General features: G+C 36.2%; 19 protein-coding genes. 6 read left to right on the top strand and 13 right to left on the bottom strand.

Features of this window, described 5'->3' with window-relative positions:
- Positions 1 to 16 precede the first annotated feature (16 nt).
- The 6 genes from EZL74_RS05310 to EZL74_RS05290 form a co-directional block, all read right to left on the bottom strand.
- Positions 17 to 979, bottom strand: coding sequence for a YitT family protein (locus EZL74_RS05310; RefSeq protein WP_131475558.1), 963 nt, complete (start codon positions 977 to 979; stop codon positions 17 to 19).
- 35 nt (positions 980 to 1,014) lie between these two features.
- Entirely contained in the window at positions 1,015 to 1,311 is a 297-nt protein-coding gene (locus tag EZL74_RS13280) for a GNAT family N-acetyltransferase (RefSeq protein WP_262708127.1), read from the bottom strand.
- Positions 1,312 to 1,320: 9 nt separating this feature from the next.
- Positions 1,321 to 1,479, bottom strand: a complete 159-nt coding sequence (locus tag EZL74_RS13275) for a hypothetical protein (protein ID WP_240034559.1) — start codon at positions 1,477 to 1,479, stop codon at positions 1,321 to 1,323.
- A 64-nt stretch (positions 1,480 to 1,543) separates the two neighbouring features.
- Complete coding sequence (locus tag EZL74_RS05300) at positions 1,544 to 1,816, bottom strand: DUF4242 domain-containing protein (protein WP_131475557.1); 273 nt, start codon at positions 1,814 to 1,816, stop codon at positions 1,544 to 1,546.
- Between the two features lie 226 nt (positions 1,817 to 2,042).
- Positions 2,043 to 2,342: a DUF1905 domain-containing protein gene (locus EZL74_RS05295; RefSeq protein WP_204745129.1), complete on the bottom strand. Its 300-nt coding sequence runs from the start codon at positions 2,340 to 2,342 to the stop codon at positions 2,043 to 2,045.
- A complete protein-coding gene (locus tag EZL74_RS05290; protein ID WP_131475556.1) occupies positions 2,339 to 3,064 on the bottom strand; it encodes a YoaK family protein in 726 nt (241 codons plus the stop codon). The genes EZL74_RS05295 and EZL74_RS05290 overlap by 4 nt, the downstream gene beginning before the upstream one ends.
- Positions 3,065 to 3,199: 135 nt before the next feature.
- Here EZL74_RS05290 and EZL74_RS05285 point away from each other — a divergent pair, with 135 nt between their 5' ends.
- From EZL74_RS05285 to EZL74_RS05270, 4 genes are all read left to right on the top strand, one after another.
- Positions 3,200 to 3,586, top strand: coding sequence for a hypothetical protein (locus tag EZL74_RS05285; protein WP_131475555.1), 387 nt, complete (start codon positions 3,200 to 3,202; stop codon positions 3,584 to 3,586).
- Between the two features lie 205 nt (positions 3,587 to 3,791).
- Positions 3,792 to 4,124, top strand: a complete 333-nt coding sequence (locus EZL74_RS05280) for an ArsR/SmtB family transcription factor (protein ID WP_131475554.1) — start codon at positions 3,792 to 3,794, stop codon at positions 4,122 to 4,124.
- Positions 4,108 to 4,563 (top strand): SRPBCC family protein, encoded by a 456-nt coding sequence (locus EZL74_RS05275; protein ID WP_131475553.1) that lies wholly within the window; start codon positions 4,108 to 4,110, stop codon positions 4,561 to 4,563. The genes EZL74_RS05280 and EZL74_RS05275 overlap by 17 nt, the downstream gene beginning before the upstream one ends.
- An 8-nt stretch (positions 4,564 to 4,571) precedes the next feature.
- Entirely contained in the window at positions 4,572 to 5,015 is a 444-nt protein-coding gene (locus tag EZL74_RS05270; protein WP_131475552.1) for an SRPBCC family protein, read from the top strand.
- 87 nt (positions 5,016 to 5,102) lie between these two features.
- Here EZL74_RS05270 and EZL74_RS05265 read toward each other — a convergent pair whose 3' ends face one another.
- Entirely contained in the window at positions 5,103 to 6,326 is a 1,224-nt protein-coding gene (locus EZL74_RS05265; protein WP_131475551.1) for an aminotransferase class I/II-fold pyridoxal phosphate-dependent enzyme, read from the bottom strand.
- Between the two features lie 185 nt (positions 6,327 to 6,511).
- Here EZL74_RS05265 and EZL74_RS05260 point away from each other — a divergent pair, with 185 nt between their 5' ends.
- Both EZL74_RS05260 and lpdA read left to right on the top strand, forming a co-directional pair.
- Positions 6,512 to 6,964, top strand: a complete 453-nt coding sequence (locus EZL74_RS05260) for an Lrp/AsnC family transcriptional regulator (RefSeq protein ID WP_161971697.1) — start codon at positions 6,512 to 6,514, stop codon at positions 6,962 to 6,964.
- Between the two features lie 110 nt (positions 6,965 to 7,074).
- Positions 7,075 to 8,478: a dihydrolipoyl dehydrogenase gene (lpdA, locus tag EZL74_RS05255; protein WP_131475549.1), complete on the top strand. Its 1,404-nt coding sequence runs from the start codon at positions 7,075 to 7,077 to the stop codon at positions 8,476 to 8,478.
- Between the two features lie 37 nt (positions 8,479 to 8,515).
- On the opposite strand, the gene EZL74_RS05250 is transcribed toward lpdA, so the two are convergent.
- Genes EZL74_RS05250 through EZL74_RS05225 form a run of 6 tightly spaced genes read right to left on the bottom strand, consistent with a single transcriptional unit; the run spans position 8,516 to position 12,184 of the window.
- Positions 8,516 to 9,154: a class I SAM-dependent methyltransferase gene (locus tag EZL74_RS05250; protein WP_161971696.1), complete on the bottom strand. Its 639-nt coding sequence runs from the start codon at positions 9,152 to 9,154 to the stop codon at positions 8,516 to 8,518.
- Between the two features lie 3 nt (positions 9,155 to 9,157).
- The gene (arsB, locus tag EZL74_RS05245; RefSeq protein WP_131475547.1) at positions 9,158 to 10,198 is read right to left on the bottom strand and encodes an ACR3 family arsenite efflux transporter; all 1,041 of its coding nucleotides are present in this window, start codon (positions 10,196 to 10,198) and stop codon (positions 9,158 to 9,160) included.
- A gap of 27 nt (positions 10,199 to 10,225) precedes the next feature.
- Positions 10,226 to 10,687: a DinB family protein gene (locus tag EZL74_RS05240; protein ID WP_131475546.1), complete on the bottom strand. Its 462-nt coding sequence runs from the start codon at positions 10,685 to 10,687 to the stop codon at positions 10,226 to 10,228.
- A gap of 13 nt (positions 10,688 to 10,700) precedes the next feature.
- Positions 10,701 to 11,309, bottom strand: a complete 609-nt coding sequence (locus tag EZL74_RS05235) for a low molecular weight phosphatase family protein (protein WP_131475545.1) — start codon at positions 11,307 to 11,309, stop codon at positions 10,701 to 10,703.
- 43 nt (positions 11,310 to 11,352) lie between these two features.
- Positions 11,353 to 11,829 (bottom strand): DUF6428 family protein, encoded by a 477-nt coding sequence (locus EZL74_RS05230; RefSeq protein ID WP_131475544.1) that lies wholly within the window; start codon positions 11,827 to 11,829, stop codon positions 11,353 to 11,355.
- Between the two features lie 31 nt (positions 11,830 to 11,860).
- Positions 11,861 to 12,184, bottom strand: a complete 324-nt coding sequence (locus tag EZL74_RS05225; RefSeq protein WP_131475543.1) for an ArsR/SmtB family transcription factor — start codon at positions 12,182 to 12,184, stop codon at positions 11,861 to 11,863.
- Positions 12,185 to 12,334: the final 150 nt, after the last annotated feature.

Genomic DNA, 12,334 nt, shown 5'->3' with positions numbered 1-12,334 from the left:
ACTATTGCTTTTACTTCTAATGATTTAAAGGGCGCTTCTTAATCATCCCTCCTTTGGTATCTTTTACACTGGTCATGACTACAAAAGCATTTGATTCGATTTTTTCAATTTCAGTATTGAGTTTGTTTAGTTCCAATCGGGTTATTACCGTATAAATAATATCAACTTCTTTGCTGACTCCTCGCTTACCGTAACCGCGTTTGCCGCTATAAACTGTGACACCTCTCCCTAATTTATTCACAATCATACGTTTGATTTCATCGCTGTAAGCAGATACTATGGTAACCCCTATGTATTCTTCTATTCCTTCTACTATAAAGTCTAAGGTTTTAGAAGCGGCCAAATAAGTAATCATGGAATACAAAGCTATTTCAATGCCTAAAAAATAAGCTGCTGTAGAGAAAATAATAACATTTATTACGATGATAAAATCACCTATAGTTGTTCCTAACTTTTTACTTAAATAAATTGCCAATACCTCTGTACCATCAATAACAGCTCCGCCTCGAACAGCAAAACCGATGCCGGCTCCGAGAAAAAATCCGCCGAAAACAGCCACTAACAAATTATCATTGGTAACATTCGGAAAGGTAACTAAAGCCAAACATGTCGAAAGCCCTGCAATGGCTAATGCTGTTTTGATTGCGAAAACTCTACCCATGACTATATAACCCAAAATAATAAACGGAATATTAATCCCTATAATGAGTAAATACAACGGAATTCCGGTTATGGCAGAGACCAATAACGAAATCCCGGTGGCTCCGCCGTCAATGAAATGGTTAGTCAATAAAAAAGCTTTAAAGCCAAAGGAAGCCGAAAAAATTCCTATTGTAATCAGAAAAAAGTCTTTTATGTGTCTGCGGGTTGTGATGACAAATAATCGGTAAGCTTTTGCCAAAACATAGCTTGAGTAATCTTTGCTTTCGTTAGTTTTTAATGTGGTATTCAGTATTATTTTCTTCCAAAGTGAATTCATATGTAAGTGCTTGTATTAATTAATTATTCAACGTTTCATTTATTTTTTTGCAATTGCTGCCAATGGCTATGGTTCATTTCAAATTTTACTTCATTAGAGCCGTGTCTACCCGTCGGTTTCCAACCCATTTTTTTGTAAAACCCCTCAGCTCGTGTTCCGGGTGCGGTTCCCAGCCAAACGGTTTCCAGATTTTGAGAAAAGTACCACTCCAACATAAGATCATGCAGTTTCCTGCCAATCCCTTTTTTATCATGCTCAGGATGCACAAACAAAGCCCAAATGTTCTGTTCTTTCAAATCGGCTATGGCAAAACCTACTATTTGGCAATCTATTTCACAAACCTAGCCTTTGCCTCTTTCAAACATAAAAGTTTTGCAATCCTCATCAGTCACCAAATCAGGGTTAGACAACGTATTTTCGGTAACCGCATTTCTGACGATTTGTATGGCTTTAATATCGGTTTCTCGTGCTTCTCTGAAAATCATTTTGGTATGAATCATGAAATGAATCAACAAAAAAAGCAAGTGTCTTTTTATGGAATCACTTGCTTTTTTTTATTGCGCTTTATTCAGCCGTTACCGGATTGATAATGGCTGTAATCTTTGAAATGCTGTTCGCCGGAAACCCACCCTGTCGGGCATGCTCCAATATCATTTTTTCATCTGGGGCAATGTAAACACAATATACTTTGTTACCGGTTACAAAACTCTCCACCCACTGAATCTGGGGTCCCATATTACTCAACACCCCGCAAGAGGTTTGTGAAATACCTTTTAATTGCTCAGGAGTTAAGTCGCCTGCTCCCGGAATTTCTCTTTCAATAATATACTTTGGCATAAGGCATTCTATTTAAATTCCTATTCATATGGCTTTTCGGATACGCCCCGTTTAGTAAGTGGTCTCTGGACTCCACGTTTAATTGAGCCCTAATTTACTAAATTTTAAAATGAATTAGTCAATCCTAACATCGATTTAACTATGTTTATTAGTTGTAAATTGGAAATTTATTGTAAAAGTTTGGACTTGAAATAATTTGAAAAGAGTATTTCTATTGATAAAATACTCAGAGCCAAACAGTGACCATCAGCTCCTCTTCTGCCGAGATGGATTCTTTTTTTCTTATCTCGCTTTTTAGAGGTAACAAATAGGTGCCGCTTTTGGTATCAAACCATAAGGCTGTATCCCATTCTGTCTTTCCAATCAAGGCGATTGCTTTTAACCTGCCCCAGCCTTCTTCTTGCACTTTCAGCATGCTTCTTATTTCTTCTGACATTGTTTGGGGAAGCGCCACAAAACACCATCCGCCTGGTGGTGAATGCTGCCAGGTTTTTGCCCGAAATTCATATTTAATTTTTCCGTTCAATGGGAATGCTGTCTTTTTTGGAGTAACTTAATTTTCAATTTCAAATTATCGAAAATAATGCCCAGAATTAAAGAAAGTGAACCTATCAGTAAGACCAATAATCCTATTCTGGAATAAAAAATTCCACCGATGATTCCGCCTATAAAAAAGAAACTGATGATTATCAATCGTAACTTAACAGATGAAAACAATTTTTCTCTGGATTCTTTCTCCCTATAAAAAAACAACTGTGACAATTCGATTCCTAAATCTGTGAAAAGTCCGGTTAAATGAGTGGTTCTGACTGTGGCGTTGGAAATTCTGGTAACCAACGAATTTTGTAAACCCATAGCAAAAAGTAAACTACAAGCTATCAAATTAGGATTTTCAACTATTGTGCTTTTGCCCATGAACGCTACTAACATCAAAATGATACTTTCTACCGAAGTTGGGATGATATATACAAAACTATGGTTTCGGCGTGAAATCAACTCCACCATAAAACTGGAGGTAAAAGACCCCAAAAAGAAGAAAAAAATATAGAGGAAGTAAATAAATCCCTGCCAAAAGTTGAGTTTAAATATTTCATCTACAAAAAAGGCAAAGTGTCCCGTAACATTTGTAGTGAGTTTGGCTACCGCCAAAAAACCGGCTACATTTACAATGCCCGCCACAAAAGACAACAAGGATGCTATTTGTAAATTGTGCTTGGCGGTTCTTCTTTTGCCTTGATGGATAAACATCTGTTCTTAATTTTACATTTACAGGAAAACCCTCCCTGTATAAAATCTCACTCAAATATATACATTTGTGATTATTTTTTTAGCTTTAAAATACAATCAAAATAGTTAAATACAATTTATGCTCTGGATAATCTAATGACTAATAAGCCCACCATCATTAAAAAAATACTTATTTTTTTGTTGCTTATGAGCTTCCAATTTGGGTATTTGTCATGGGGAAACAATAGCTCTTCATTTGTTTTTCAGACAGAAGCTAAACTATTCCGCGAGCTGATGACCGACCCATTGTCACTGATTCATCCTTTTATAATGATACCGTTATTAGGCCAGTTTCTGCTGCTGTTTGCATTGTTTCAAAAAGAACCCGGAAAAACAATTACTTTCACAGGAATAGCTTGTTCAGGATTGCTCATGTTGATGCTTCTTTTTATAGGGATTTGGACTTTAGAGTTCAAAATATTAAGCTCAGCAGTACCTTTTGTCGTTTTGTCTTTATTACTATTTCGCAGTTATAAAAAATGACTTCATATAAATACTGATTTTTTTTACCCAACTCTTCTTCTTTCTTTTTTACAATAAATCATATTTTATTGCTTGTTCAACAATTCCTTATGAAGGTCCACCAAACCTACTCTTTTCTAAAAATTAAATAAATCGAAAATTATTTGCGTAACCGATTAGTTACACATATATTTGTAACCGATTAGTTACCTATTAATGTAAAACCATGAGAAGAGATGTATTTCAAGCCATAGCAGACCCTACACGAAGAGCCATATTAAGTCTATTAGCAGCTCAAACATTGACGTTAAATGCTGTCGCAGAAAACTTTGATATAAGCCGCCCGGCCATATCCAAACATATTAAAATACTCAATGAATGCGGTTTAATTGAAATTCAAAATAAAGGTAGGGAAAGGTATTGTATAGCCAAGCTCGAAAATTTGAACGAAGTATCTGTTTGGATTGAACAATACAAACAATTCTGGGAAAATAAATTAGATGCATTAGAAAACTATTTAGATAAAATTCAAAAAAACAACAATGACAACAACAAGTAACACTGCAGATCGTGAGATAATAATTTCAAGACTGCTCAATGCCCCCATCGAGTTAGTATGGGAAGTATGGACAAATCCGGATCACATTAAAAACTGGTGGGGACCAAACGGATTTACCAATACCATAACAAAAATGGAAATAATACCCAATGGTCAATGGAACTTAATCATGCATGGACCTGACGGTACTGATTATGATAATCAAAGTATTTTTACAGAAGTTATTCATCACAAAAAAATTGTTTATCGTCATTTGGGAGATCATCAATTCACCGCCACAATTGAGTTTGAAGCACGAGGTAATCAAACTTACATCCATTGGCAAATGCTTTTTGACACAGCTGAAGAACTAATCCGAATTGCCAAACTATATCCTATCAATGATGGCTTGAAACAAAATGTTGACAAACTGGAAGTATACCTAAAAAATCATCAATAATTAAACATATGGAAAAAACAGACAACAGCCTTACGCTCAAAAAAGTATACAAGGCGCCGGTAGCATTACTATGGAAAGTAATCACCGAAAGGAAGCATTTACAACAATGGTATTTTGATTTTGACGAAGATTGGAAGATGGAGATTGGCAGTACATTTGAGTGGTCTGCCGGAGACAACAAGGGCAAACAATGGCTGCATCGTGGCAAAATGTTGGAAATTATTGAAAATCAAAAACTGGTTCATAGTTGGGAATATGTAGGTTACACAGGAACTTCTGTAGTAACTTGGGAGTTGCACTCCATTGATGAACACACTACCGAACTGCTGTTCAGTCATGTATTTACAGTCCCATTTGATGTTACCCAACCTGAATTGGCAACGGAAAACTTTGAAAAAGGATGGAATCACATCCTCAACATCAGCTTGGTGGAATATCTGGAAAAAATGTAATCCCCTTTCAATCATCAATCAAACATAAAAATCCGCTTCAGAACTTACTCTTTAGCGGATTTTTAACAACCAAATTAAAACTTATAATTATAAGATCTGTAATTCTTGCATGCACTTTTTCATCATTTGATAGGTACGTTCAATGTCATTATCAAGACCTATTGAAAATCGGATTAAACCGTCGGTTAAGCCCATTTCTTTTTGTTCCTCTAGCGGTATTTCAGATGAAGTTGAAGTACCCGGAGCGCTGAACAAAGTTTTATAAAATCCTAAACTCACAGCCAAGTAACCTAAATTTCGGTTTTGCATCAATTCCATCAATTCATTAGCTTTTTCCAAACTTCCCACATCCAGCGTCATCATTCCCCCAAAACCATATTCCTGGTTTATCATTGTTTTATAAATGACATGACTCGGATGGCTTTCTAATCCTGGATAAACAACTTTCAAACCGTCATTTTCAAATTTTTGTGCCAAATACATCGCATTATGACTATGTTGTTTCATACGAATGTGAAGAGTTCTCAAATTCTTCAAAATACTGGCCGAACGCAAACTGTCCATGGTAGGCCCCAACAGCATACTTGCTCCATCATTTACATTTTTCAAATCATTGATAAATGCCTGCGAGGCACAAACCACCCCTCCTACTGTATCACTGCTTCCGTTGATGAATTTAGTCAAACTGTGGATAACAATATCTGCTCCCAATTTTGCCGGAGCAACCGATAAAGGTGAAAAAGTATTATCAACAACTAACTTTATATTATGGCGTTTGGCAATGGCCGCCAAGCTTTCAATATCGGCTACTTCCAGCAATGGGTTACTTACGGTTTCACAGTATAACACTTTGGTATTAGGTGTTATAGCAGCTTCTACTACATCTAATTTAGTAATGTCAACAAAATGGGTTTTGATGTTCCATTTGGGCAACATATTTTTCATAAAAGCATAGGTACCCCCATAAATTGTACGGCTGGAAACAATTTCATCGCCCGCACCGCACAGTTGCATTAAAACCGGAGTTATTGCTCCCATTCCTGAGGCCGCAACATTGGCACTTTCGGTACCTTCCATAGCAGCCAGCGCCTGTCCTAAATACAAATTCATTGGCGATGAATGACGCGAGTACAAATAGCAGCCCTCGACATTTCCTTCAAAAGTATCAAACATGGTTTTGGCCGAAAGAAACGTATAAGTCGAACTGTCTGAAATAGAAGGATTAACCCCTCCGAATTCACCAAAATATTGCAAATCCTGAATCTTATCAGCCGGGTTAAAATCAAGTAATGTTAAGTTTTCGGTATTCATATAGTTTTTTGGGATTTAATAGGAACCAAATTTCTTTTTATTTAGATTAAAAATCAATATTTAAATTAAAATATAGATAAATAAACTACTAAAACTAATTTTAATAAAAAATAAATCTATTTTTGACATAACAAATAAACAATTGTAGATTTAAAAACTAAATTTTAAATTCCAGAAATATACTGATGGATACTACCGATAAAAAACTTTTGGCGTTACTACAACAGGACACCAAAAAAACGACCAAAGAATTAGCCGGAAAACTGAACTTGTCGGTCACAGCGGTATACGAACGCATCAAAAAACTCGAACGTGAAGGAATCATCCATAAATATGTCGCGCTACTGAATCGGAATAAAGTTGACAAAGGGTTTGTAGTCTTCTGCCACATCAAACTCATCCAACATTCCAAAGAATTCCTGACTAATTTTGAACGTCAGGTCATTAAACTTGATGAGGTACTGGAATGTTTTCACGTGAGCGGTGATTACGATTACATTTTAAAACTGTTTGTCAAAGACATGGAAGAATACCGCGAATTCATGGTCACTAAGCTTACCACATTAAATCATATTGGCAGTACCCACAGTACTTTTATGATTGGCGAAGTGAAGAACACCACCGCTTTTACACTATAAAATTCGTTTATCAATTCATCTGAAATTGCGGTAATTATTGAATTCAACATTGCGATTAAATTTGTAGTTTTGTGGCACAAAAAGAAAAACACACAAATCTTAACAATATTATGAATTCATTTGACGTTGTCATCATAGGTTCCGGCCCAGGCGGATATGTTTCGGCTATTCGTTGTGCTCAATTAGGTTTAAAAACCGCAATCATTGAAAAATATTCAACTCTCGGAGGGACTTGTCTTAATGTAGGTTGTATCCCTTCTAAAGCACTATTGGCTTCTTCTCATCATTATGAAGAATTGCAGCATTTTGCCGATCACGGAATCGAAGTATCGGGCAAAGTAAAAGTAAACTTAGAAAAAATGATTGCCCGCAAACAAGCAGTTGTCGACCAAACCTCGGGTGGTGTTAAATTCCTGATGGATAAAAACAAAATCACTGTTTTTGAAGGTGTTGGTTCTTTTGAAAGTGCTACACAAGTTAAAGTGACTAAAGCCGACGGTTCTTCGGAAATTCTTGAAGCTAAAAATACTATTATTGCTACCGGTTCTAAACCATCTACTCTGCCGTTTATCAAATTAGATAAAGAACGAATCATTACTTCTACCGAAGCGTTGAAATTGCCGGAAGTTCCGAAACACTTAATCATCATTGGTGGAGGCGTTATTGGGATTGAATTAGGTCAGGTATATTTAAGATTAGGAGCTCAGGTTTCTGTAGTTGAATTCATGGACCGCATCATTCCGGGTATGGATGCCGGATTGTCTAAAGAATTGACTAAAGTTTTGAAAAAGCAAGGCATGAAATTCTACACTTCACACAAAGTGAAATCGGTAGAACGCAAAGGCAAAAACGTAACCGTTCAGGCCGATGATGCCAAAGGAAATACCGTAATATTTGACGGAGATTATTGCTTAGTTGCTGTAGGACGTCGTCCTTACACTGACGGATTGAACGCTGAGAAAGCCGGAGTTAAAGTTACCGACCGAGGTATGATTGAAGTAAATGATCATTTGCAAACCAACATTCCAAATATTTATGCCATTGGAGATGTAGTTCGCGGTGCGATGTTGGCTCACAAAGCCGAAGAAGAAGGAACTATGGTGGCCGAAATTTTAGCCGGACAAAAACCACACATCGATTATAATTTGATTCCGGGAGTTGTTTACACTTGGCCCGAAGTAGCCGCAGTAGGTAAAACTGAGGAACAACTAAAAGAAGCCGGTATAGCCTACAAAGCCGGAAGTTTCCCATTCAAAGCTTTGGGAAGAGCGCGTGCGAGTGCTGATAACGATGGTTTTGTAAAAATATTGGCCGATGCCAAGACTGACGAAGTTTTAGGGGTTCACATGATTGGTGCCCGCTGTGCCGATTTGATTGCCGAAGCCGTAACTGCTATGGAATTCAGAGCCAGTGCGGAAGATATATCCAGAATGTCACATGCTCATCCTACATTTGCTGAAGCAGTTAAAGAAGCTGCGTTAGCGGCTACCGACAACAGAGCGTTGCACGTGTAATTTTATTAAACATAAAACATGAAACAAAAGAGTCAATTTATTTTAAAGTTGGCTCTTTTGTTATTTTCTTTCGTTCAAACCCACAAAAAATAAAATTCTGAACAGTATCAAAAGGAGTTTTATGATTTTCAATAAAACATCCCTCAAGTTGAAATTCTTTTTCAAATACGAACCGAAGACTCTCCATAGAATATTGTTTGATATCCAAACCACTGCACTTTTTAGGTCCTTCTGTAGAAAAAGCCCCAATGAATATTCTGCCTCCTTTATCCAGAGCTTTATCAACTATGTCTGCATATTTTTCTATCTGAACCGTTTCGGTCAGGAAATGAAAGCAGGCTCTGTCGTGCCAAAACAGGTATTTTTTAGCAGGATTAAAATCCAAAATATCCGACTCAATAAAGGTGACAAATTTGGCCTTATCCCCTAATCTTTTTTTGATGCGGGCAATGGCATTACCCGAAATATCAAGTAACGTAAGATTAGTATATCCTAACGCAAGTAATGCATCTATAAAATAACTGTCACCTCCCCCCACATCTATAATCTCGGAATCCAAAGGCAATTGAAGGGTTTTAAAAAAATCTACCGATGTTTGCGGATATTCCTGATACCAGCTGACTTCTTTTTCAGTTTTTGTGGCAAATACATTTTCCCAATGTTCTTTTTTATCCATAATCTAAAGAGTATTTGTAAAATATTTTTTCCTAAGCCAAAAAGCTACATTTACCAAGATAATCAATACCGGAACTTCTACCAATGGACCAATAACTCCGGCAAAAGCCTGACCGCTATTGATACCGAAAACACCAATTGAAACAGCTATTGCCAATTCAAAATTGTTTCCCGAAGCGGTAAATGACAAAGCAACAGCATCCTTGTAATCTGCTCCTATTTTCTTCGATATAAAAAACATCAAAAAGAACATTATTGCAAAGAATATCATCAGTGGAATGGCTATTCGAATCACATCTAACGGTAAATCTACAATCATTTCACCTTTTAAACTAAACATGATTACAATAGTAAAAAGTAAAGCCAATAGTGTAATTGGTGAAATAAAAGGGATAAACTTCTGATTGAAAAATTGTACTCCGAAGTATTTCCTTATAACAAATCGGCTGATAACAGCTATGGTAAACGGAATTCCTAAATAAACACCTACTGTTTTGGCTATATCTGAAATCGTAATATCCAGTTCCAAACCTTTAACACCAAATAACGGCAACATGATTTTCAGATAAAAGTAAGCATACAAACCAAAAAAGAAAACCTGAAGCAAACTGTTTATTCCAATTAAACCGGCGGTCAATTCGCGATTGCCTTCAGCTAATTCGTTCCAAACAATAACCATAGCAATACAGGGGGCAATACCGATAATGATCAATCCGGTCATATATTCGGGGTAATCATTCAGGAAAAGTGTAGCCAATACAAACATCAAAAAAGGACCAACTAACCAAGTGATAACAAAAGAAGCTGTCAGTAATTTGGGCTTTTTAAACATCAACGACACTTTAGAAAAATCAATCTTTGTGAGCGGCGGATACATCATCAATATGAGTCCGATAGCCAAAGGAATATTGGTTGTCCCTGAAGAAAAGGAATGAATAAAATCAGCTGATTTTGGAATAAAATAACCTATACCAACTCCGAGTAACATGGCCAAAAATATCCATAACGTTAAAAATCGATCCAGAAAGCCTAATCTTTTTTTCATGATACTATTTTGCTAAAAAGCGTTTCCTTACTCACTGTGACCATATTTAATACAAAGTGCCATTTGCCCGGCATGGTAGGCTGTATGAGATATAATTCTTCCAAAAGCTTCGGCTTTAGTTTTGACGCCAAACTCTTTGGTTTCGATTTTTGAATTCCAATCTTCTTCTGATTGTTGTTCTACAATTTTCTTCAAAATTTCAAAAGAATAGTCGACATAGGCTATGAGTTCTTCCAGATTTATCCATTCTCCGGTATCTTTTTTATCAATAACTGTTTTGGCGATTACTTTTGCCTCAATTGAACCAAAAACATTTTTTGCAAATAATAATTCCACATCTCCTATGTGCCTAATCAGAAAACCCACGCTATTGGTTGAAGGAGGTAATTTTTTTAGCAAATCTGTTGCCGATAAAGTAGTCAACTGATTGGTAAATCGGGATCTGGATTCAATCCATAACTGAAGTAATGTTGTTGTTGTTGTTGTCATAAAAATAGTTGAATTATTTGATATTTGAAAATACAAAGTACATCTCAGTTGCAATTTGCAAACTGCGTTCCACATACTTATCATCCATCAAATCGGTTCCGTCAAAGTCTTTAGGGTCATCGTATTTCACAGGAAATCGGGCTTCGGCGCCAAAAACCATAGGACACCCTTCATCGGCACTATTACAAGTCATGATGGCAGCAAAACGGGATTTCGGATTAAAAGTATCAAAATAGGTTTTGGAAAAACAAATAACCGGATGTTCGTTTTTATCAAATTGAACAGCATAAATAGGATTCTGTTCCTGACTTAATTTTTGAATCTGAAATCCTTGTTTGATTAAAGTCTCCTCTATTTTAGGAAACATCGCTGTCGCTTCAGTTCCGCCTGAATAACAATACACCTGTTTGATGTTGAAATGAAAAGCCATGGTTTGAGCCCAAATTTGCGACAAATGACTTCGGCGAGAATTTTGGGTACAAATAAAATTCAAACGGATTTCTTCTTTGTGATTGATTTTGTTTTGGATGTAATCTACCAAAGGAATCAAAACTTTTTGGCGCTCATCAGGGACAACCATTTTTGAAATCTGTTCAATTGATTTGGATAAAATTTCGTGCATAACAATAATACCTCAAAGTACTTAAAGCTCATAAATTATATTGTTAACAACAATTGGAATTCGGCGTACAACATTGCGTTTCTTTAGATTTGAGTTCGCCAATTTTAACTTTCATTTTTTCTGCCGGAATTCCACATTTATCCTGAGCTAAACAATCAGTCATTTTAGATATCAATAAGAAATTGGTGCCGTCAAAGTCTAACCCGAATTTACCGATAGTATCTTTCATTTGGTATTCAACTTCGATTTCAGCGTCAGGCAAACCCAAAACCTTTTCCGAAAGTTCTATGATGTGCACCAGTTTTTCAGGATGTAAACGGTGATCATAATCATTGGCTTCCCATAACTGAAAATTAACCACTTCTTCATTGCGAACAACGCCTCCGCAATCGATAAAATATTTAGTGACTTTGCCCACTTCGGTTACGTGAAAATGACCAGGAACCAGATCTCCGTTTGGCAACTGAAAAGCTATTGAGTTGAGCTTTTTTAATTCGTTTTTAATTTGTGAGAGTTTCATGACTAGATTTTTTTAAAAGCATTTTACTATTCTAACAACATTTGTTTTTTAGTTTGTACCGAATCATACTAAAATGATTTTCGATTTTGGCAACAGTATCCGGATTAATGCAATAACAGATGGAAGTTCCTTCTATAGTTCCTTTGATGAGATTGGCATTTTTTAATTCTTTTAAATGTTGCGATATGGTAGGCTGCGCCAAAGGCAGTTCATTAACGATATCGCCACATATACAACTGTCAACCTTTAGCAAATAATCAACAATGGCAATTCGAGCCGGATGCGAAAGGGCCTTAAACAAGATAGCCATTTCATTTTGTTCAGCAGAAAAAGATTCGGTTTTTGAAGCACCCATGATGTCTGTATATTTTTATATTGCAATATTACGATAAAATAATATTACAAATGAAATTAACTTGTAATTTTTTATACTTATGTGAATCTCAGACCAAAGACAAATCTTAAACCTTAGTTCCATTTATAAATATTTTCATTACTTTTGGCT

This window comes from Flavobacterium silvisoli (genome assembly GCF_004329815.1).
Classification (GTDB): Bacteria; Bacteroidota; Bacteroidia; order Flavobacteriales; family Flavobacteriaceae; genus Flavobacterium; species Flavobacterium silvisoli.
Note: the sequence above shows the minus strand (reverse complement) of the source record. Positions and strands in the feature narration are given on the sequence as shown.